The 19,972-nt window shown below is 43.6% G+C and carries 19 protein-coding genes; 9 read left to right on the plus strand and 10 right to left on the minus strand.

What is annotated here, in order from left to right; genetic code table 11:
- The first annotated feature begins 30 nt into the window (after nt 1–30).
- The gene (locus ACHUFW_RS12905; RefSeq protein ID WP_394203631.1) at nt 31–504 is read left to right on the plus strand and encodes a GNAT family N-acetyltransferase; all 474 of its coding nucleotides are present in this window, start codon (nt 31–33) and stop codon (nt 502–504) included.
- Nucleotides 505–572: 68 nt separating this feature from the next.
- Here ACHUFW_RS12905 and ACHUFW_RS12910 read toward each other — a convergent pair whose 3' ends face one another.
- Together ACHUFW_RS12910 and ggt are read right to left on the minus strand one after the other, a co-directional pair.
- The gene (locus tag ACHUFW_RS12910; protein ID WP_394203633.1) at nt 573–2,759 is read right to left on the minus strand and encodes a M3 family metallopeptidase; all 2,187 of its coding nucleotides are present in this window, start codon (nt 2,757–2,759) and stop codon (nt 573–575) included.
- A 446-nt stretch (nt 2,760–3,205) separates the two neighbouring features.
- Nucleotides 3,206–4,936, minus strand: a complete 1,731-nt coding sequence (gene ggt, locus ACHUFW_RS12915) for a gamma-glutamyltransferase (RefSeq protein WP_394203634.1) — start codon at nt 4,934–4,936, stop codon at nt 3,206–3,208.
- A gap of 47 nt (nt 4,937–4,983) precedes the next feature.
- On the opposite strand from ggt, the gene ACHUFW_RS12920 reads away from it, so the two are divergent.
- Entirely contained in the window at nt 4,984–6,210 is a 1,227-nt protein-coding gene (locus tag ACHUFW_RS12920; RefSeq protein ID WP_394203635.1) for a GNAT family N-acetyltransferase, read from the plus strand.
- 16 nt (nt 6,211–6,226) lie between these two features.
- On the opposite strand, the gene ACHUFW_RS12925 is transcribed toward ACHUFW_RS12920, so the two are convergent.
- Both ACHUFW_RS12925 and hppD read right to left on the minus strand, forming a co-directional pair.
- Nucleotides 6,227–6,850: a LysE family translocator gene (locus ACHUFW_RS12925; protein ID WP_394203637.1), complete on the minus strand. Its 624-nt coding sequence runs from the start codon at nt 6,848–6,850 to the stop codon at nt 6,227–6,229.
- A gap of 154 nt (nt 6,851–7,004) precedes the next feature.
- Nucleotides 7,005–8,042: a 4-hydroxyphenylpyruvate dioxygenase gene (gene hppD / locus ACHUFW_RS12930; protein WP_394203639.1), complete on the minus strand. Its 1,038-nt coding sequence runs from the start codon at nt 8,040–8,042 to the stop codon at nt 7,005–7,007.
- 248 nt (nt 8,043–8,290) lie between these two features.
- Between hppD and ACHUFW_RS12935 the strand changes: the two genes are divergently transcribed.
- Nucleotides 8,291–9,184, plus strand: coding sequence for a LysR family transcriptional regulator (locus ACHUFW_RS12935; protein ID WP_394203641.1), 894 nt, complete (start codon nt 8,291–8,293; stop codon nt 9,182–9,184).
- A gap of 329 nt (nt 9,185–9,513) precedes the next feature.
- On the plus strand, nt 9,514–9,861 hold the full coding sequence (locus ACHUFW_RS12940) for a DUF6508 domain-containing protein (RefSeq protein ID WP_394203643.1): 348 nt from the start codon (nt 9,514–9,516) through the stop codon (nt 9,859–9,861).
- A 69-nt stretch (nt 9,862–9,930) separates the two neighbouring features.
- Here the strand turns inward: ACHUFW_RS12940 and ACHUFW_RS12945 are convergent, their stop codons facing one another.
- Together ACHUFW_RS12945 and ACHUFW_RS12950 are read right to left on the minus strand one after the other, a co-directional pair.
- Nucleotides 9,931–10,923 carry a cytochrome-c peroxidase gene (locus ACHUFW_RS12945; RefSeq protein WP_394203645.1) on the minus strand — a complete coding sequence of 331 codons (993 nt, stop codon included), beginning with the start codon at nt 10,921–10,923 and terminating at the stop codon, nt 9,931–9,933.
- Between the two features lie 240 nt (nt 10,924–11,163).
- Nucleotides 11,164–11,385: a PGPGW domain-containing protein gene (locus ACHUFW_RS12950; protein WP_394203646.1), complete on the minus strand. Its 222-nt coding sequence runs from the start codon at nt 11,383–11,385 to the stop codon at nt 11,164–11,166.
- 171 nt (nt 11,386–11,556) lie between these two features.
- Between ACHUFW_RS12950 and ACHUFW_RS12955 the strand changes: the two genes are divergently transcribed.
- A complete protein-coding gene (locus ACHUFW_RS12955) occupies nt 11,557–12,312 on the plus strand; it encodes a substrate-binding periplasmic protein (protein ID WP_394203647.1) in 756 nt (251 codons plus the stop codon).
- Nucleotides 12,313–12,364: 52 nt separating this feature from the next.
- Here ACHUFW_RS12955 and ACHUFW_RS12960 read toward each other — a convergent pair whose 3' ends face one another.
- Complete coding sequence (locus ACHUFW_RS12960; RefSeq protein ID WP_394203649.1) at nt 12,365–12,772, minus strand: YccF domain-containing protein; 408 nt, start codon at nt 12,770–12,772, stop codon at nt 12,365–12,367.
- Nucleotides 12,773–13,014: 242 nt separating this feature from the next.
- Here ACHUFW_RS12960 and ACHUFW_RS12965 point away from each other — a divergent pair, with 242 nt between their 5' ends.
- Complete coding sequence (locus tag ACHUFW_RS12965; protein WP_394203651.1) at nt 13,015–13,932, plus strand: pyridoxal-phosphate dependent enzyme; 918 nt, start codon at nt 13,015–13,017, stop codon at nt 13,930–13,932.
- A 147-nt stretch (nt 13,933–14,079) separates the two neighbouring features.
- On the opposite strand, the gene ACHUFW_RS12970 is transcribed toward ACHUFW_RS12965, so the two are convergent.
- The gene (locus ACHUFW_RS12970) at nt 14,080–14,253 is read right to left on the minus strand and encodes a hypothetical protein (protein WP_394203653.1); all 174 of its coding nucleotides are present in this window, start codon (nt 14,251–14,253) and stop codon (nt 14,080–14,082) included.
- Nucleotides 14,254–14,709: 456 nt separating this feature from the next.
- Here ACHUFW_RS12970 and ACHUFW_RS12975 point away from each other — a divergent pair, with 456 nt between their 5' ends.
- Both ACHUFW_RS12975 and ACHUFW_RS12980 read left to right on the plus strand, forming a co-directional pair.
- Entirely contained in the window at nt 14,710–16,311 is a 1,602-nt protein-coding gene (locus ACHUFW_RS12975; protein WP_394203655.1) for a mechanosensitive ion channel family protein, read from the plus strand.
- Nucleotides 16,312–16,432: 121 nt separating this feature from the next.
- Nucleotides 16,433–17,374, plus strand: coding sequence for a chemotaxis protein CheV (locus tag ACHUFW_RS12980; protein ID WP_394203656.1), 942 nt, complete (start codon nt 16,433–16,435; stop codon nt 17,372–17,374).
- Here ACHUFW_RS12980 and ACHUFW_RS12985 read toward each other — a convergent pair.
- Together ACHUFW_RS12985 and ACHUFW_RS12990 are read right to left on the minus strand one after the other, a co-directional pair.
- Nucleotides 17,363–18,046, minus strand: coding sequence for a hypothetical protein (locus tag ACHUFW_RS12985; protein WP_394203658.1), 684 nt, complete (start codon nt 18,044–18,046; stop codon nt 17,363–17,365). The two genes, ACHUFW_RS12980 and ACHUFW_RS12985, sit on opposite strands and share 12 nt — an antisense overlap.
- A gap of 36 nt (nt 18,047–18,082) precedes the next feature.
- Nucleotides 18,083–18,442 (minus strand): DUF2750 domain-containing protein, encoded by a 360-nt coding sequence (locus ACHUFW_RS12990; protein ID WP_394203659.1) that lies wholly within the window; start codon nt 18,440–18,442, stop codon nt 18,083–18,085.
- A gap of 308 nt (nt 18,443–18,750) precedes the next feature.
- Between ACHUFW_RS12990 and ACHUFW_RS12995 the strand changes: the two genes are divergently transcribed.
- Nucleotides 18,751–19,893: a lytic murein transglycosylase gene (locus ACHUFW_RS12995; protein ID WP_394203736.1), complete on the plus strand. Its 1,143-nt coding sequence runs from the start codon at nt 18,751–18,753 to the stop codon at nt 19,891–19,893.
- Nucleotides 19,894–19,972 lie beyond the last annotated feature (79 nt).

A 19,972-nucleotide genomic window follows, 5' to 3' on the forward strand; every position in this document is an offset into this window, starting at 1 on the left:
AATGGTGAAATACAAATGGAGTTAATTAGAATGACATCGACATCTCAATATGTCGGTGTGCTTATGTCATGGATTGAAGATAAACAAGCGTTATTTCAGTGGGCGGGGCCAGGTTTTCGCTACCCCTATGATTTAGCGTCCTTCAGTGAAGACTTACAGCTTGATAAAATGGAGTCATACGGGCTGGTGGATGGTGAAAAGCTTTTGGCATTTGGGCAATGGTATTCGCGCTGGCAATGTCGGCATCTATCGAGGCTGATTGTTGCTCCTGATTATCGTGGTAAACGGATTAATCAGCAAAAGGTTAGTCATCATTTAATTAACGGGCTGATTGAACAAGCAGGGCGCTCGGATCCACAATTAGTGAAGCAACCGTCTTCTTTGTTTGTACTTGCCGATAATGGTCCTGCAGTGAGGGCATATCAACAGTTAGGTTTTAGGGCTTGCTCGCCACTTGAGCCTATTCCTATTGAAAATTGTTTATACATGCGTAGGGCGGCATAGATTCGTTTCATCATGACATAAAAAAAGCATGACTTGATGTCATGCTTTTTTGTGTCGCGAATTTATATTTACTTCGCTAGTAATCCACGGCTACGAAGTAATGGCTCGATGCCCGCTTCTTTACCACGGAATTGTTTGTAAAGTTGCATAGGATCGTCACTACCACCTTGAGATAAGATATTATTTCTAAAGGCTTCTGCAGTTTTATGGTCAAAGATACCGTTTTCTTTGAAGGCTTCAAAAGCATCAGCACCTAAGATATCAGACCATAGGTAGCTGTAGTAACCTGCAGAATATCCGCCAGAGAAGATGTGGGCGAAGTAAGTGCTACGGTAACGCGGCGCAATCTCTTCAATTAGTCCCATTTTCTTCAAGCTATCGGCTTCAAATTTTGCTGCATCTTTTGGAGTGAAATCCGTCAAGGTATGCCAATCTAAATCAAGCTTAGTGGCGGCCATGTACTCAACAGTGGCGAAACCTTGGTTAAACTTGCTGGCTGCTTGAATTTTCTCTACCAACTCCTGTGGGATCACTTCACCGGTCTTATAGTGTTTAGCAAACTGAGCTAACACTTCAGGTTGCGTCATCCAGTTTTCCATAACCTGTGATGGGAACTCTACGTAGTCACGAGGTACAGAAGTACCTGCTTGTGAGCGGTACTCAACATTTGACAACATACCGTGAAGCGCGTGACCAAACTCGTGGAATAGTGTACTTGCTTCGTCAAAAGTCAGCAGTGATGGTTCACCTTCTGCTGGGCGTGGGTAGTTTAGTACGTTAACTATGATAGGCATTGAGTCAACACCGTTCATGTTGTATTGCTGACGGTATGAGTTCATCCATGCACCGCCACGTTTGCTGTCGCGCACGTAGTAGTCACCTAGGAAAATCGCCATTAATGAACCGTCTTTGTCATATACTTCCCATGTACGGACTTCATCATTGTAAGTCGGTAGATCGGTACGCTCTTTAACGGTGATGCCGAATAAACGGTTAGCTGTGTAGAACACCCCTTTTAACGTGCTCTCTAATGAGAAGTATGGGCGAGTTTGTTGCTCATTAAAGTCATACTTAGCCACACGGATTTTATCTGAGTAGTACCACCAGTCCCAAGCCGCTAGCTTGAAATTACCGCCTTCGCTGTCGATCAGTTTTTGCATTTCAGCGACTTCTGCTTCTGCTTGACCTAACGCTGCAGGCCAAACTTTGTCGAGTAGCTTATACACATTTTCAGGTGTTTTGGCGGTGCGCTCTTCAAGCACTAGATGAGCGTGGGTTTTATAGCCAATTAGCTGTGCACGTTCTGCACGTAGGGCAGCCATTTTAGCGAGGATCTTCTTGTTGTCATTGGCGTTGTCATTATTAGCACGCTCAACATATCCTTTGTAAATAATCTCACGCAGCTTACGGTTATCAGCATAGGTTAAAAATGGCGTGATAGAAGGACGTGAAGTAGTGAATACCCATTTGCCCTCATGGCCACGTTTAGCAGCTGTTTGTGCTGCAGTGGCAATCACATCTTGAGGAAGGCCGGCAAGATCAGCTTCGTTGTCGATAACCAATTCAAAGGCATTGGTTTCAGCAAGCAAATTGTCACCAAACTCTAGGCTAAGTTTACCAATTTGCTCGTTAAGAGCGCGAAGCTTAGTTTTATCTGCATCGCTAAGGTTTGCACCACCACGAGTAAAGCCCTTGTAGGTATCTTCAAGTAGTTTGGCTTGAGAGTGGTTTAGATTGAGTGAATCTTTTTGAGCATATACAGCTTTAACGCGTTGGAACAATTTGTCATTCAAGCGAATATCGTCCGATGCCGCGCTTAGCATTGGCGATACTTCTTTAGAAATTTTCTGTAGTTCTTTATTGGTATCAGCACTGGTGAGGTTATAAAACACGCTAGCGACTTTAGTGACTAGGTCACCACTAAACTCCATTGCTTCAATGGTGTTAGCAAATGTCGGTGCATCAGGGTTGTTTACGATAGCGGCGATTTCAGCTTTTTGCTGAGCAATACCTGCTTTGAAAGCGGGTAGGTAGTGCTCAGTCTTTATTTTGGCAAAATCGGGGATACCGTATGGCGTGTCATATGGCTTGAAGAATGGATTGCTGGCGTTGTTTTCAATAATTTGCTGAGCGACAACATTAGGCGCTTGGTTACCATTATCTGTTGCTTGTTGTCCGTCAGTGTTACTGCAGGCGCCAAGGGCAAATGTCAGAGCCATAGCGGTTACGATTGGTTTGAGGGTTAATCCCTTCATTGTTTTATCCCCGAGTGATTACTTGTGAGTTAATGTGGCAATGCTGATGTCTGATCTAGTTATTGTTTAAGCACAAAATTGCGAGTCAGATCTCGTTATACGCCAGATAACTTAAACTGGCGTTAATAGCTTTGCAAGCAAAGTTAAAAACATTTATTTATCATGGCTAGAGGTGTTAAATCTATTAAAATTTACAATTGTTTGTAACAAATGTTTCGGTCGCGGGTTTTTTCAACCATAAGCGTTGAAATATGGCCAAAAGAACGCTGATTTGATTTGAGAAAGGAGCAACGTAAATTCCCAGTAGAACATTATTTCTGAGGATGAAAATGTTAAATAAATGTATTAAAGGGATAAAAGTCATCAAAAGCAGTAAAAAACCACTTAATTAAGCCATAGCTGTCACATCTGTGATTTGTGAAAGCTATGGCATTCGCGTCGAGGTACTAGTGGCCAGTGGTAAGGCTGCCAGCACGTCTTGGATCTGACGCACCATAAATGCCGTCTTCAGTGACCATAATTGACTGCGTCGATCCGATGGCATTTTTAACTTTGACTTTGTGTCCTTTTTGCTCAAGTAACGAAACAGTATCGCGGTTAAGACTGCGTTCAACGCGAATTTCATCGGGAAGCCATTGATGGTGTATCCGCGCGGCTTGGGTTGCTTCGGCAATATTTAAGTCATGATCAATGACGTTCATGATAATTTGCAAGGTGGTATTGATAATTCGAGAACCACCAGGGCTGCCAGTAATGATAAACGGTTTGTTGTTTTTCATGACTATGGTGGGGCTCATAGAACTTAATGGTCGCTTGTTGCCTTCAACCGCATTGGCATCGCCGCCAATTAATCCATAACCATTGGGGACACCGGGTTTAGCGGAAAAATCATCCATTTCGTTATTCAGTAAGATACCTGTGCCAGCAGCAACAAGGCCTGAGCCATAACTGAAGTTTAAGGTATAGGTATTGGAAACGGCATTGCCCCATTTATCAACAACGGAATAGTGGGTGGTTTGATTACTCTCGTACGGGTTAAGGTTGCCAGGTTTTATTTCACTACTTGGTGTGGCTTTGTTGATCGCGATATCAGCTGCGCGGGATTTGGCGTAGTTTTTATCAATAATTTTTTCAACTGGTACGGTGACAAAATCAGGATCGCCAAGGTATTCACTGCGGTCGGCGTAGGCACGTTTCATTGCCTCAGCCATTAAGTGCAAGGTATCGGCGGTGTTGTGGCCTAATTTATCGATGGGATAGGGCTCAAGCATATTTAGCATCTCAATGATATGTACGCCACCGGAAGAAGGGGGCGGCATAGACACCACTTGATAGCCACGGTAATTACCCACCACAGGTTGACGTTCTACCACGCGATAATTGGCGAGGTCATCCAATGTCATGTTGCCGCCAGCTTGGGCGATGGCATCAATAATTTTGTTGGCCGTTTCACCTTGATAAAACCCCTTGCTGCCATGTTCGCTGATAAGCTGCAACGAATGGGCTAAATCCGTTTGTTTTAAGGTGTCTCCAATGGCGAAATTACTGCCATCTGGGCGATAAAAAATGGCGGCTGAGCTAGGCCAGCGACCGATGCGACGTTTTAAACCAGCAAGTGATGTGGCTAAATCCGGTGTGACCGTGATGCCTTTTTCCGCGAGTTCTATTGCAGTACTGATGACTTGTTTCATCGACATGGTACCGTATTTCTCTAGGGCAAGCTCCATGCCTAATACCGTGCCGGGGACACCCACTGCTAAGCCGTGAGATCGGCTTAAATTGCTATCAACATTGCCTTTTTCATCAAGAAAAATATCTTTGTGAGCAGCGCTTGGGGCTTTTTCGCGGTAATCAATGGCGACTGTTTTTTGCTCTTTGGCAAGATGAACCAACATAAAGCCACCGCCGCCTAAGTTGCCAGCGCGAGGTAAGGTAACCGCGAGGGTGAAGCCTACCGCAACAGCAGCGTCAACCGCGTTTCCGCCTTGCTCTAAGATAGCTACACCTGCTTGTGTTGCTAAGGCTTCTTGACTTGAAACCATGCCATGTTGAGCCCATACGGGCTGAGCGGTAGCTGCATGGCTATAGATTGATGATTCTTTTGCGATACTGACATTAGTGCCAATGAGTGGCAAAGTAAGGGTTAAAATACAACATAAGGTCTTTGCTACGCGCATTATCATTCCTTTGCGTCTTTTGTTTTAGGCAAACAATGTGACGCTTAATGATGAGAAAATCAACCTTAAACAGGGAGTTTACCTATTTGGAACCGTTGAGTTTTGTCAGTGTCGAGAGTATTGAGCAGATAGGCCAGCATCACTGGCAAAGGATTGTGGGTCATTCACTGCCGTTTATGCGTTATGAGTTTTTGGCCGCGCTTGAAAGTAGTGGTGCTGTGTCGGCGACAACAGGCTGGAAAGTGCAGCACCTACTGATTAAAGCAGGTGAGCAAATTATTGCGTTAATGCCACTGTATGAGAAGTCTCACTCTTACGGTGAGTATGTGTTTGATTGGGCATGGGCAGAAGCATACGAACGTAATGGCCTTGAGTACTATCCTAAGCTACTCAATGCGATACCTTTTACGCCAGCGATAGGCAATAAACTCGCATTTGCGCAGGACATTGATAAAGATACTCAGCAAGCGGTTATTGAACAATTGATCGCTTATTTGCAAACCCGAGTGCAGGATGACGGTTATTCTGGATGGCACGGATTGTTTGTTAGTGAAGGATTAGCGAAACAATATCAAGCGACAAGTGTTACCCAAAGGCTAGGCACGCAATTTCATTGGCATAATAACCAATATCAAGACTTTGACGATTTTCTTGGCTCAATGACAAGTCGTAAACGCAAGAATATCCGCAAAGAGCGACGACAGCTCGCCAAGCACAATTTGACCTTCAGTATGGTTAATGGGCATGAGATCTCCGCAGCCGATTGGCAAGATTTTTATCACTGTTATATGCATACCTATTTGAAGCGCTCAGGCCACAGCGGTTATCTAAATCAGGCGTTCTTTACCACTATTGGCATCACGATGGCCGACAGTGTGAGGTTGTTAAAAGTCACTCAACATAAAGAGCCTGGAGAAAATGATCAGTCTGAGCCTCAGCAACAATTGATAGCCGCTGCACTGTTTTTTGAGTCTGAAACACATTTATATGGCCGTTATTGGGGAGCACTCAAAGAGATAGAAGGGCTGCATTTTGAAGCGTGTTACTATCAAGGTATCGAGTATGCCATCGCCCAGCAATTAGCGGTATTTGATGCGGGTGCACAAGGGGAGCATAAAGTACTTAGGGGCTTTACCCCTGTGCCGACCCATTCAGTGCACTTTGTTGATCACCCTCAGTTTCAGGCTGCAATTGATAACTATTGCGCGCAAGAGCAGCGAGATATGCAGTTATATATGCAGCAATTGAGTCAAGTTTTGCCCTATAAGGCATAACCGACTTTATTGTCGGTTATCCAACTGCCAGCCAAATTCCGACACCGACCATTAGGCTGCCGGCGATGCGGTTCATCCATTTAATGTTGTCGCCGCGACTGAGAAATAAACGCAGGCTTTTGCCGCCAGCAGCATATGCTAGCATGCTGACAAATTCGGTCATCATGATCACACTCAGCAGCATGATAAGCTGTGGCGCCACAGCGCGTTCAACATTGATAAACGGTGGCAGTAGCGAGATCATAAACGCCCAGCCCTTAGGATTGGCGATGGCTGTAATGAACCCTTGAGACATTAAGGTGAAATTGCTGATAGTACTATCGGTTTGTTGGCCTTCGACGATCGCCATTTTGCCTTTGGCTTGCCACATATTAATACCAATATACGCAAGGTAAGCACCGCCAATCCATTTCAGAACCTCAAAGACATTGGGGTAATTGAGCATAATGCTGGCGACACCTAATACCGCTGCAATCGCCACAATGGCTACACCAACTAGCTCACCTATCATCATCCACAATGTGCGGCGAACGCCAATGCTCATGCCTAATGTCATGGCTAAGGTCATGCACATTCCCGGAGTAATGGAGACAAAGAAGAAGGTGGGAATAAATACCATTAATATAGCGAGATCGGGCATGTGGTTCCTTAAAATAACAAGCGTTGAACAGGAATAATCTCCTGTTGGTTTATCGGCTCACTGAGCCGGCAGCTAGTGTAGATAATTTCTCGGTCACTGAAAATAAAAAACCAGCCGAAAGGCTGGTTTTTTTAATCAATAGTTAAGGGATTGCTTATAGCACGCCGCGACGTTTCTGATCTCGCTCGATTGACTGGAATAGCGCGGTAAAGTTACCTTCACCAAAACCTAGATTGTTCTTACGTTGAATGATTTCAATGAAGATTGGACCAAATAGGTTCTTAGTAAAGATTTGCAATAGATAACCGTCTTCATCCCCATCAACCAAGATTTGGTGATGTTTGATACGCTCACGGTCTTCAGTCACTTGCGGTAGCTTCTCGAAAATCGTGTCGTAATACTCAGGAATAATATCCAATGTTTGAATCGATGAACCTTCCATTGCATCTAATGACGCAACAATATCACGACTTCTAAACGCTAGATGCTGTACACCTGGACCATCGTATTCGCGTAGATATTCATCAATTTGGTTCTTATCGCTACCTTTACCTTCATTAATAGGGATGCAGAAGCTGCCGTCTGGCGAACGCAGCGCGTACGACATTAAGGCAGTTTGTTCACCTTTAATATCGAAGTAGCGTACTTCAGTGAAGCCAAAAATGTCTTTGTAGAAATTAGACCAATGCTCCATGGTGCCTTTGTAGACATTGTTGGTTAGGTGGTCAACTTCCATGAATCCTTTTTCTTCGACAATGATCTGCTCTTCAAGATCGACAAAGTCGATATCGTAGATATTGTTGTCGCCGAAGGTATCAATGAAATAGATCAGGCTATCACCGATGCCGTAGATGGCTGGGTAAGGTAGATCTTTACTTTCTTCACTCGCAGGCTTTGCTCCACGAGCAACTGCACCTTCAAATGCGAATTTGGCATCTTCTACACGCCAACCCATAGAACTGATTGCAGGGCCGTGGGTTTTAGCAAATTCAGCGGAAAAGCCTTGCTTCTTTAGGTTTAAAAGGAAGTTGATGTCGTTTTGTTTGTAGTAAACGATATCTTCGCTTTTATGTTTCTTAAGCTTAGAGAAACCAAAATCGAGAAAAACCTGATGCATAAAATCGATGTCAGGTGTGGCGAACTCGGTAAATTCGATGCCGAGTAGACCAAGTGGATTTTGTTCGCTTGCCATGAGTGAGTCCTCTTTCAATATGTAATTACCCAATGGTCACTCTGTTTGTTGGTGACTTTGACTCGTCAACCAAGGCTGACGCATGGGATTTTTGTTTGGTTACTTAGCAAACTGACATCTGCTAATTACCTTGTTTTGTGATCTAAGTATCAATTTAGTTGCTGTTATGAACAAAAAAAAGAATAATAAATAGCTTATCTCTATCTAAATTTTAGATGGTATTTAAAACTTTACAGGATGCTTGTGCGATGAGAATAGATGTAGATGCATTTAATGTGCTGCAGGTATTAGTCGAAGAAGGCAGTTTTTCCAAGGCTGCAGAGCGATTACATAAGGCTCAATCGGCGATTAGTTATCAAGTTAAAAAACTGGAGCAGCACTTAGGTGTAAAGCTATTTTGTCGAGATAGCTATCGAGCAGAATTAACTGATGAGGGCAAAGTTATCCTGGCTGAAGGCCAGCGGCTGTTGCAATACCTTGGCAATATTGAACATTTAGCGCATCGTTTTAGTCAAGGTTGGGAGCCAAAACTGGAGCTGGTGATTGATGGTTCACTGCCAATGCAGCCAATTATGCGGGCACTAAAACGTATGTCCGAATACGATATCCCTACCAAAATCCAGTTAAATATGGAGTTTCTAGGTGGCGTACAAGCAAGGTTTGAGCGTGATAATGCTGATTTGATGTTAGTTAAAGACTATCGAACTGGGCCCCATTATCGTCCGCAGGCATTGCCAGATGTAAAAAGTCGCTTGGTAGTTGCCAAAGATCATGCGTTAGCGACTCAGCAAAACATTAGTTTGTTCGATCTATTGCAACATGTTGAGCTGACCATTGAAGATTCCGCCCCAGAGCAGACGGCACGAGATGATTTGCAGTTTGGGGGAGATAAAGTCTTCTACCTATCAGGCTTCATCATGAAAAAAAATGCCTTACTCATGGGCTTAGGTTTTGGGTGGATGCCGGAATATTTGATAGTGGATGAGCTCGCTAGTGGTCAACTTGTTGAGCTGGATTTTACCGGTGGCAGTTATTATAGCTTTACACCACAGTTGGTATCGACCATGGAGCGGCCATTAGGACGAGCAGGGCAATTGTTTACCGACTTAATACTGGAAGAGTTCAATCAATTTGCATTGTGAAAATAGTGGCAGTTGCATAATGCAATTGTTACTGGAATTAGCCGGCATTTTATTGCGATACACCGACTCGTGTTCCGTGGTTAGTCAGTTCTGCTAACAGTGGACGATGAAATAACCTCTGGCTTATTTGAATGATTAATTTTTATAATTGCATATTTATTATTCAGTTTTTGGAGTTGGAAACGTTAAGCTAAAGTTCAGCTTCATTGTATTAGCATAAACCCATTAACTAGTTGGTATGGGTTATGCATCTGGCTCTATATGGGTTGGCATTAGCGTGTTAGGTCATGGATTAAGTGCTAACCACTACCAATGCAATGGAGGTCAATATGAACACTTCAATGAATTCGTCATTATATAGTCGATATGCTGATCTGTTTTTACAAGGTGATAAACTGGTTTGCATCACGCAGTTTCAACAGTTTGTTGTTGAGCTTGAGCAGAACGATATTTTACTGGATGAATTAAACTGGGATGAGTGGTATGAACATAGCCATTTTGTCGACAGGCCAGAGTATATCGCCGATGCTACTTGGTACCAATGTCTGCTATTATTGACCGCCATGGCGCGCTTAGAGAAATTTAGTCCTGGGGTGATTGATAACTACCGCCGTCAAGGGGTATTGATTGCAATCATCACTAGAATGCAGTCTTTATCGATGAGTATTGCTGTCTAAAACGGCAGCCATCAGGCTGCCGTTTTACTATGCGTGTTAAGCGATGAGTCGCTTAAGCCATCGTTATCCCTATTTACCAAAAGGAACTGGCTTTGGTGTATTGGCATTTGATGGTGGCAAAATAGGCAGTACAATTTGTGGCTGCTCACCGGTCAAGCTCTTCAAGAAGGCAACCATATCTGCTGTTTCTTGCTCGTTCAACGCTTGGCCTAACTGAATATCGGACATGGTATTGACCGCTTCTTCTAGTGTCCATGTCGCGCCATCATGGAAGTAGGGGTAGGTTAGCTCAATATTACGTAGTGTCGGTACTTTAAACACCATTCTATCATGCTCTTGACCCGTTACCGCGATACGACCTTCTGAAGGGTTGTTAGTGTGGAATGGTTTCACTAGACCCATCTTCATGTACATAGTACCGCCAACTGCGGGGCCATTATGGCAAGATGTACAGCCTCTATCCTTAAATAGTTGGTATCCGTTTTTAGCCTGTTCACTAATGGCTTTTTTGTCGCCTTTTAGGTATTGATCAAATGGACTGTTAGGTGTCACTAAGGTCTTTTCAAACTCTGCGATTGCGTCGGTAAGATTTTCTAAATTCACCGAGTCTTTACCGTAAATTGCTGCAAATCTTTGTTGATACTCAGGAATTGAGTTAATGGTTTCAACAGCCACACTGTGGGTGTGTGCCATCTCGCCAGGGTTTGCAATAGGGCCTGCTGCCTGCTCTTGCAGGTCTTTAGCGCGTCCGTCCCAGAACTGCGCTAAGTTGTACTCAGCATTGAGTACCGTAGGAGAGTTAATTGGGCCTTCTTGCCAGTTGTGACCAATTGAAGTCGGCAGGGCATCAACACCACCCATAGACAGGTTATGGCATGAGTTACAAGAGATAAACCCAGAAGCAGAAAGGCGTGGTTCAAAGAATAACATTTTACCTAGCTCTACTTTTTCTGGCTCAGTGATTTTAACAGGTTCAATCACAGAAATGGGTTCTTTGGCTATGGCTGGGCTTGCCATCATTGTCGCTAGAATAGCTAAGCTAAGCGGGGTTAGTTTGTTCATCTTCAGCACCTTAATTGGGGTTAGTAGCGAGCTGCTTTGTTTTTAATAACCCTGATATTAATGCGTGTTTTTTATTTGGTATAACTCGTTGTTTAGATTAGGACTATCGGTAAAGTGGATTATGTTTATGTGACTTATATCGTGGAAATATAGCGATGTTTTCGCTAGGGTAGCATTGGTGTTCACACTAATGGTGAAAACTGTGATTTACATCCTGGTGCTGATTGTTAACACAACGTCTTAATTGCGCATCATTCTGATCTTTTTGTCCATCCAATAGGCTGATTGCGATAGTTTTCGTTGACTGATTCGCAGGTATTTTTTTGCCCAAGGGTATTCCAAGCTCAATATGGCTAGTCCAATAGGTAACAATAACCAAGCTGGCCCCGGTAACACGATGAATAGCACGCCCAAAGCAGTAGTTAATCCGCCTATGATACTCACTAAGGTTTTTCTTAACATCACTGTACTCCAATAGCTCTACTGGGTTTAGCATGTCACTTGCTTTGCAAAGACGCTAGCTTGCTTTTGTAACAAAGCATAAATAATAAACAATATTTGTAGCGTCTATAATGAATGCTAGCTTTTGGATATTCGGCCATTGCTGATTAACTGATGATATGGAGGTTGAGCTTGCGAAGATTTTGGCGTCCTAAGGTGTTTAGCCTGTGGTTAATAGTTTGCAGTGGTTTTAGTAGCCCCTTAGCAACGGCTGACACCCTGTTTTTATCGACCTTGCATTGGCCGCCATACTGCGCCGAAAAACTGCCGCAACAAGGCGGTAGCGTCGCGGTAGCTAAAGCTGCACTTGAAGCGATGGGCCATCAACTTCATGTTGATTTTTATCCTTGGAGCCGTGCAATAAGGTTGCCTTATATGCAAGGCAGTAAGTACGTGGGTTATTTTCCTGAGTATTTGCACCCCAATGAAAAAGTGCTTTTTTCAAAAGCGAGCGGCTACAGTGAGTTAGTGATTATTGAGCGACCTTTGAATCCGGTAAGTTGGAATCATGTGCAAGATCTACAACAAGTGCGGCTCGGTACTGTGAAAGATTATATTAATACGCCAGAACTCGACAGCGCGATTGCTAACGGCAACCAAAAAGTCGAAGAGGCCATGTCAGATGAGCACAATATTAAAAAGGTAGCGACCGGGCGTATTGATGCGGCCATCATAGATCGTAATGTATTTGATTATTTAATTGCCCAGCCCCACCTACAACCACTGGCAGCAAAACTGCAGATCAATAAAAAGTCCCTAGCTCGTATCAGCTTACACGTGGCATTTAATGACACTGAGGAAGGGCGGTTGTGGCGAGATATATACAACCAAGGATTGTTGAAGATAGATGCTGATGTGGTTTTAGCTGATTACTTTTCGAAACAGTAACCCATAATAGAGCAGCCAGCTAGAAGAGCTGGCTGCATTTCAATATTGCAAGTTAGGCTTTGGCGGTAACCGTTTGACCTATTGGCGTTAAACTCAGTAGGGCTAATTTTAAGTGCTGGATACCAAAGGGAATGCCGATGATGGTCACAAAGCAAGCTAAGGCGTGGGCAATATGGCCAATGGCAAGCCAAATACCAAAGAGTAAAAACCAAATGATATTACCAATCATGCCGAGCGGACCGGTACCAAGATCTTCAACGCCAGTCAGGTGACGACGATTTTGGCTTTCCTGACCAAAGGGCCAAAATGTCATCTCACCGATAACAAAACATGCGCGGCCAAACGGAATGCCGATGATTGAAATAAAGCATAAAATACCGGCTAACCACCAAGCTAGTCCCATGACAAAGCCACCCAATACGAACCAAGCGATGTTAAATATTAACCTTAATACAGCCATCAATGTTACTCCTAACTACTGACTATGTTGTTTTCCTAATTGGATAATGCGAGTAGCGTGCCAACTTTTAAGTTGTTGTTATTTATGGCTTTAAAAGTATTGGCAAACAAAAAATTAGTCAGCTTGACTAAACTGTGGCAAGAATGGTCATTTGATCTGGATAGCGAATTTGCCGCTTAGCTAGGGCATAAACTGTTCAGTTAGTTTACACTTTCAGGCCAATTTGCTTTTTTGAGGTGTCAATGCAGCTCAGTAATACGCCTGTTGATGCGGTTACCATCGCAGGTCATCCAATTTTTGTTAAGCGTGATGACTTATTACATCCTGCATTTTCAGGAAATAAGGCGCGTAAGTTTGCTTATTTTCTTGAGCAACCTTATCAGCAAATAAATCGGCTTGTGGGTTATGGTTCCCCCCAAGCTAACTCCTTATATTCGATGGCGGTGTTAGCTCAAATGCGCGGTTGGCAACTGGATTTCTATGTTGACCACATTGCCAAGCAAATCCTTGAACACCCTGCTGGTAACTATGCAGCAGCAATCGCTCATGGTGCCAATGTCATTGATCTAAGCCAATTACCAGATAGACAAGACCTGTCCACCCGAGAATATATTGAACAGAAGCTGCTCGGTGAAAACGATATTTTGTTTATTCCTGAAGGTGGACGTTGTGAATACGCTGAGTATGGTCTGTTTCAATTAGCAAGGGAAATTGTGCATTGGAAGCAACAGCAACCTTTTAGCAATCTAAACGTATTTTTACCCTCGGGCACGGGCACCACGGCGTTGTTTTTAAACCGCAGCTTCGCTCAACTTGATAATAGTATTCGCGTGCTCACTTGTGCAGTCGTTGGCGGCGATGACTATTTAAAGTTGCAGTTCGAAGAGCTATCGAATGATTGCAATGACCATCCCCATATTGTATCAGCGCCAAAGCGATACCATTTTGGCAAGTTATACCGCGAGTTTTATCAGCATTGGCATGAGCTTAATCAATCAGGTATTGAGTTTGAATTGTTATACGATCCACTGGGTTGGATGATGTGTAAACAGTACCTACAGCAACATGGCGATGAGCCCATGTTATATCTGCATCAAGGTGGATTGCTTGGCAATGAAACAATGTTGCCGCGCTATAAAAGAAAGTTTGGTGAGATTTAAGCCATTTGGTTAGGTGTATCTGTGAAATGGATACCCCTAAACCAAATGATATCTAGTAGTTGCTAACCTTTCGTTAGTCCAACCTTGTCTGCTAGTACAGACTCAAATACAAGTGAGAGGCGCTGTATTTGCTAGTTTGTTGAGTGTTTACTTGTTGCCACTTAGCAACCATTTCATAAATTTCAGCGCTTCGGTACGCTTAGTAAATGTTTGCTTGTTTTTACCCACGCTATCTGTGAAAGCAATGGATGTTTTGTTAACTGAAATTGAGTCTACAGGAAAATTAACTGTGATCTCATGACCGTTTACATTGTACGACATTGGCCATACTCCTTCTTGATAAAACTACTTCTTAGTAGTTGAAATTTATTAATAAATAATCCTTAGCTAACTGTGTTGCGAAAGATGAGTTGTTCGATTTGAGCCTACCCAGCTTTTTATTGCTAATCAAGTGTCCCTATGCCGACTTATTGTTAGAAAATGTATCTAATCCATGGTGCACACTTGATGCACGCAGTTAAGCATAAGGTTATGACAGTAATATGACGAGAGAGTGTTGCGATGTTTACAGTGTGACGAAGGGAGTGTAGGTCAAACTAACAGAAGCACATTTCTTCAAGTGAATAGTACAAAAATCGGCGCCATTATAACCCTGCTTAACATTTAGTCAATGGAAATTATTTATCGACAGGATAAAATTTAATCGCCGCATAATCTGTTGTTTTTTGGTATAGGTGTTAGAATTTACACAAGTTTGTTAAGGGAATACAACTCATTATGCGCGTCAATCATTTGGGGTTATTGTTGGTAATTTGGCTTTGTTGTTTGGCTTTACCTACCTGGGCCAATAATCCACAAGGTTTAGTAAATACATTACAAGAAGCCGCAGAAGAGCCTGGTTTAGCCGTGCATCAGCGTTACCAATATCAGGATGAGTTACAGCGTGATACCCCCCGTGGCACCTTAGCAGGGTTTACCAATGCCGCTTATGAGCAAGATTTTAAATTGGCTGCAGAGTATTTAGATTTGCGCTATTTACCAGATGGCATGTCTAAAGAGAAAGGTCCTGAGTACGCCAAAAAGCTTCAAGCCATTATTGATCGTAACCTTTGGATAGAACTTGAGGAGGTTAATGACACCCCTCAAGGTGTTGCAAATGATAATTTACCAGCTTATCGCGATGCATTTGGGCGTATTGCGATTAGCAGCGGTCATATCACCTTACTATTACAGCGTGTGCCAGCTAAAAATGGTTCTATTTGGAAGATCTCCAACGCCACTGTGGCTAAAGTACCAAATTTATATGAGCAATTAGGCTATGGGCCAGTTGTTGAGTGGTTTGTTGATAATGTTCCGGAGGGAAGGTTATTTAAAATCAACCTGTGGGAATGGTCGTTGATCTTATGCTATCTGATTGGGGCATTTGTGGTGATTGTTCCGCTCACTTGGTTAGGTAAATGGCTTATCTTAAAAAGCCAGAATGAGTTAAAGCAAGAGATTGCCTATGTGGTGGCGGGACCGCTAAGATTTTTCCTCGCCGTGGTGCTATGCCGTGCATGGATTGCCCACAGTTCGATATCCGCTGGTGCCTTAGCGGTTATCGACAGTGGTTTTTTACTTATGCTAGCGGTGATTTGGCTGGTTTGGTCGTCACTGGGTATTTTTCAGGCCGGCCTTAAGCAACGTTGGTTACAACGGGATAACCAGCAAGGGGCGTCATTACTACGGCCGATCACCAATTTTGTACGAATCATCTTTGTTATCATTGCCGTTTTGGTGTGGCTAGAGCATTTAGGTTTTAATGCCAGCGCCATTCTTGCTGGAATGGGGATTGGCGGTGTGGCAATTGCGTTAGCGTCAAAGCAATCTATTGAGAACTTTATCGGTACCATCACCTTATATTCGGCGGCGCCGATTAAAGTTGGTAACTTGTGTCGTTTTGGCAAAATCAATGGAACCGTTGAGGAGATAGGGCTGAGGTGCACCCAAATTAGAACCTTAGATCGTACCTTGATCCATGTACCTAATGCCAAGTTAGCAGAAATGGAAATTGAAAATATCTCGGAGCGAGAAAAAATTCGTTTTAAAGCGGATATCCGCCTTGATTATGCCATCACTAATTCTCAGCAACTTAAGGCTATCACTTCAGATATTCGCAGTATGTTAGAGCAACATGAGCAGATTGAAGCCGATCCATTGAGAGTGACTTTCCAAGGCTTTGGTTTACATGGTTTACAAGTGAATGTGTTTGCGTATGTGGCAACCACCAGTTTCCCAACCTACCAAATGGTGGCTGAGGAATTGCATTTAGGTATTATGGATATAGTTAACCAACATGGTTCACGGATTATCCCAGTGGCGCCAATTGCAACGAAATAACATAAAAATCATGATGTAATTAGCGAAATTGATTTAGCTCATTGGTTAAATGTGTACCAACAAGGCTATAATGGTGTCACTAAAACTCGTGGTCGTGTGACTATTCACAAAGAGATTTATTATGGCAAAAGTACTCGAAACCGTTGATCAGCGTACCCAATTGGTGGGTGAAAACAGACTAGAACTGTTATTATTTCGCATTAACGCAACCCAGCTTTTTGCCATTAACGTTTTTAAAGTCAAAGAGGTCGTGAAGCTACCAGCGCTTAGCGAGCTTCCTGGCAGCCATTCAAGTATCAAAGGCGTGGCGAATATTCGCGGCCTATCGATACCGGTTATCGATTTACGCCAAGCCATAGGCTTTAGCGCTCAAGCCCAAGCCGAAGACGCTAACTTGATCATCACTGAATATAATCGCAGTGTGCAAGGCTTTATGGTGGGAAAAGTTGAGCATATTATCAATATGACATGGGGCGACATTCTACCGCCGCCAAAATCTACCGGTGCCAATAACTATTTGACCGCCATTACCAAAATTGAACATGAGGGCGCCACCCAATTGGTGTCCATTATTGATGTTGAGAAGGTACTTGCTGAGATCATCAGTTACGACATCAGCTTGTCTGAAGGCGTGCTCGACGAGTCATTGTCGCAGCAGATGATGGGGCGTAAAATTCTGATAGCCGATGACTCCTCAACCGCGAGAAAACAAGTAAAGGAAACCCTAGCGCCACTGGGCATTGAAGTGCTTGAAGTCTCTGACGGTCTGCAGGCTCTGCAAACATTGCAAGGGTGGTGTGATAATGGCGTCAATGTTTATGATGAAATACTGATGTTAATCACTGATGCCGAAATGCCTGAAATGGATGGCTATAAACTCACTCATGAAATTCGTAATGATAAGCGTATGAATGAGTTGTATATCACGCTTAATACCTCACTTAGCGGTAGTTTTAATAATGCCATGGTGGAAAAAGTCGGCTGTGACCGATTTATTTCTAAGTTCCAACCAGATCTATTAGTGGATGTAGTGCAAGAAAGATTACGCCAACTACTGGGCTAACTGCTCGTTTACAATATCGGCAATAACCTGTTTTTTGACTTTTGGGGTCGAGACAATGTTAATGCGGGCAATACGGACTGCGTAGCCAAACCGGTCGCGGCCCACCTTATTGACTAATGTTTGTAAGAACGCCTGATCTAACCCTAAGCTTGTGCTGTAATGACTGATGGCTTGTGATATTGATGTAAAGTTCATACCATCAAAGGCAAAGCTCACCGAATAGCTATGGTCATCTAAAGGCACGCCGTTGATACTCAGTGGCCAGCCTTGAAAATTGACCCTAGCTTTTGCAATCAAATACATTTTCCATGCACTTTGACGAAAGCCGCCAAAGATTTTGCAATCAGGATCAAATTCCGCTTGTTCTATCTCGCCTTGTGTCCAATTGACGCCTATGGCCAAATGTTTTTGATAGATGCGCATAAGCTCATCTTTTACCGCCATTTGGCAGTCCCAGATAGATGTCAATGGTTGCTTTTTGGCTAAGCGCAAACATTCCTTACAGGCGGGGACGGTCAATGAGGGATGCGGAGTATGTTGGCCAGCTTGATAGTGTAATTGGCAATGACAGGGCTCGGCGCAAAACCAGCACTGATGGCGGTATTCAAAAGGAACATCGATAGTGGCGGGGCCTGCTGGCAACATTAGACCATGCTGCCAGCGACAGTGCATAGATCGCTGACTTGGCGGCGATATAGCACTAAGTGGTTATTCTGCTTCAACATCAACTAGCGATTTGGCCACTACGATAGGGTCAAGTTCTAAGCACTCTTCATCGGCAACCCAATCAGCGCCAATTAATACGCCATCATCGTGAAGATCGGCAACCCAGTACTCCAAGAACTCTTCAAGTTGGATTGCTGCTGGCTGGTAGTTAGCCCACTCATCGCTGCAATGCACTTTAGCTTGTTCTTGGGTTGACCAAATTGGCATTACATCAGTGTCTTCATACTCTGAAGAATCACATACCACCCATCCTTCACCAGTTTCATCTTGAAGGCCCCAAACTATTTGGTGCTCTTTTACATTTTCAATAAAGCGTGCAAGCGTTGGGTGAATATCCGTCATGGTGTTTCTCTTAAATAAGTTAATTAACGCGCCTATTATACGGTAAGCGTCCACATGTCCAAGGGGCGAGCGCAATAAAAAGTGTACTAATTGGCCGATTAGATGAAATTTGGTTTAAAACTGCGATTTTTACTGCCATAGCTATAGTATAAATCTTTGCTATCGCTATGATGGCATATAGGATAAGGGAGCAACTGTAGCTAGGGTGGGAGCTGCTTGTAGCTGAAGTCTAATCATTGAATGTGACGTGGAGTGTTGTTTTGAAGAAATTGTTTCCTATTGCATCAGCAGTATTGTTTTCCACATTAATGTCGCCTGCTATGGCTGCAGAAGATTTTCAACAATGTGTCGCCAAGTTAAAAGTAACCGCGAAAGCACAAGGTTTGTCCCAAGATACCATCGACAATACATTGGCGAATGTGAAGTATGTCAGTCGTGTTATTGAGCTCGATAAAAAGCAGCCCGAATTTAGCCAAACATTCGACAACTATTTTAGTAAGCGAGTGACTGATTGGCGTGTTGCTGAGGGGCGACGGATGTTAAGTAAGCATCGTGATCTGCTCAATCAACTACATAAAGAATATGGTGTTCCGCCGCAGTATTTAATGGCATTTTGGGGACTGGAAACTAATTTTGGCTCCTACAAGGGTAAGATGCCTGTATTAGATTCTCTTGCTACCTTGGCCTGCGATCCTCGTCGTTCGACCTATTTTACCGGCGAGTTGATGCAAGCATTGAAACTCAAAGAAGCAAATGGTTTTAACGGCAGTGATATGGTTGGCTCATGGGCCGGCGCTATGGGACACACGCAGTTTATGCCTTCTGCATATGCTAAATATGCGATTGACGGCGATGGTGATGGCAAAGTTGATTTATGGAATAGCACCGAAGATGCGTTAACCTCAGCGGCCAATTTTTTACAGCACCTTGGTTGGGTACGGAATGAGCGTTGGGGCCGTGAAGTGAATTTACCCGAGGATTTTGACTATCAATTAGTTGGTCAGCCAAACAAGAAACCGCTGACAACATGGGCTGAAAGCGGTGTACTACAAGCTAATGGCAAGCCATTGTCGACCCCCGATATGCAAGCGAAACTGTATCTACCAGCGGGGCACTTAGGGCCGGCATTTTTAGGCTATGACAATTTTAACGTGATTATGCGCTGGAACCGTTCAGAGTTTTACGCCATTGCCGTTGGTCATCTTGCTGATCGTATTAACGGCGGTGTTGCACTGGTGACAGCGCCCCCTAAGCAAGACAACTTACGCCGTGCTCGAGTCAAACAACTGCAAGTTAAGCTTAACGAGCTAGGTTTTGATGTTGGTAAACCTGATGGGGTACTTGGGACTAAATCTCGTGCAGGCTTGCAAGCGTATCAATTGAGTGTCGGTATGGTACCAGATGGGTTTCCTAGTGAAGCCACCTTCAAAGCACTCGGGGTTGCTCAATAAATAAGGCTGTCGCAAAGATGTAATCATTTTGATTGCATCTTTGCGGTTTATTGGTTAAGTTAAGCTCAATTACAGCATG

Origin of the sequence: Shewanella waksmanii (assembly GCF_043643685.1) — a bacterium.
Classification (GTDB): domain Bacteria; phylum Pseudomonadota; class Gammaproteobacteria; order Enterobacterales; family Shewanellaceae; genus Shewanella; species Shewanella waksmanii_A.

Excerpts from the sequence above, each read along its gene's own strand:
- ACHUFW_RS12905 (WP_394203631.1), top strand. The coding sequence starts at position 31 with ATGACATCGACATCTCAATATGTCGGTGTGCTTATGTCATGGATTGAA.
- ACHUFW_RS12910 (WP_394203633.1), bottom strand. The coding sequence starts at position 2,759 with ATGAAGGGATTAACCCTCAAACCAATCGTAACCGCTATGGCTCTGACA.
- ggt (WP_394203634.1), bottom strand. The coding sequence starts at position 4,936 with ATGCGCGTAGCAAAGACCTTATGTTGTATTTTAACCCTTACTTTGCCA.
- ACHUFW_RS12920 (WP_394203635.1), top strand. The coding sequence starts at position 4,984 with ATGATGAGAAAATCAACCTTAAACAGGGAGTTTACCTATTTGGAACCG.
- ACHUFW_RS12925 (WP_394203637.1), bottom strand. The coding sequence starts at position 6,850 with ATGCCCGATCTCGCTATATTAATGGTATTTATTCCCACCTTCTTCTTT.
- hppD (WP_394203639.1), bottom strand. The coding sequence starts at position 8,042 with ATGGCAAGCGAACAAAATCCACTTGGTCTACTCGGCATCGAATTTACC.
- ACHUFW_RS12935 (WP_394203641.1), top strand. The coding sequence starts at position 8,291 with ATGAGAATAGATGTAGATGCATTTAATGTGCTGCAGGTATTAGTCGAA.
- ACHUFW_RS12940 (WP_394203643.1), top strand. The coding sequence starts at position 9,514 with ATGAACACTTCAATGAATTCGTCATTATATAGTCGATATGCTGATCTG.
- ACHUFW_RS12945 (WP_394203645.1), bottom strand. The coding sequence starts at position 10,923 with ATGAACAAACTAACCCCGCTTAGCTTAGCTATTCTAGCGACAATGATG.
- ACHUFW_RS12950 (WP_394203646.1), bottom strand. The coding sequence starts at position 11,385 with ATGTTAAGAAAAACCTTAGTGAGTATCATAGGCGGATTAACTACTGCT.
- ACHUFW_RS12960 (WP_394203649.1), bottom strand. The coding sequence starts at position 12,772 with ATGGCTGTATTAAGGTTAATATTTAACATCGCTTGGTTCGTATTGGGT.
- ACHUFW_RS12965 (WP_394203651.1), top strand. The coding sequence starts at position 13,015 with ATGCAGCTCAGTAATACGCCTGTTGATGCGGTTACCATCGCAGGTCAT.
- ACHUFW_RS12970 (WP_394203653.1), bottom strand. The coding sequence starts at position 14,253 with ATGTCGTACAATGTAAACGGTCATGAGATCACAGTTAATTTTCCTGTA.
- ACHUFW_RS12975 (WP_394203655.1), top strand. The coding sequence starts at position 14,710 with ATGCGCGTCAATCATTTGGGGTTATTGTTGGTAATTTGGCTTTGTTGT.
- ACHUFW_RS12980 (WP_394203656.1), top strand. The coding sequence starts at position 16,433 with ATGGCAAAAGTACTCGAAACCGTTGATCAGCGTACCCAATTGGTGGGT.
- ACHUFW_RS12985 (WP_394203658.1), bottom strand. The coding sequence starts at position 18,046 with ATGCACTGTCGCTGGCAGCATGGTCTAATGTTGCCAGCAGGCCCCGCC.
- ACHUFW_RS12990 (WP_394203659.1), bottom strand. The coding sequence starts at position 18,442 with ATGACGGATATTCACCCAACGCTTGCACGCTTTATTGAAAATGTAAAA.
- ACHUFW_RS12995 (WP_394203736.1), top strand. The coding sequence starts at position 18,751 with ATGTCGCCTGCTATGGCTGCAGAAGATTTTCAACAATGTGTCGCCAAG.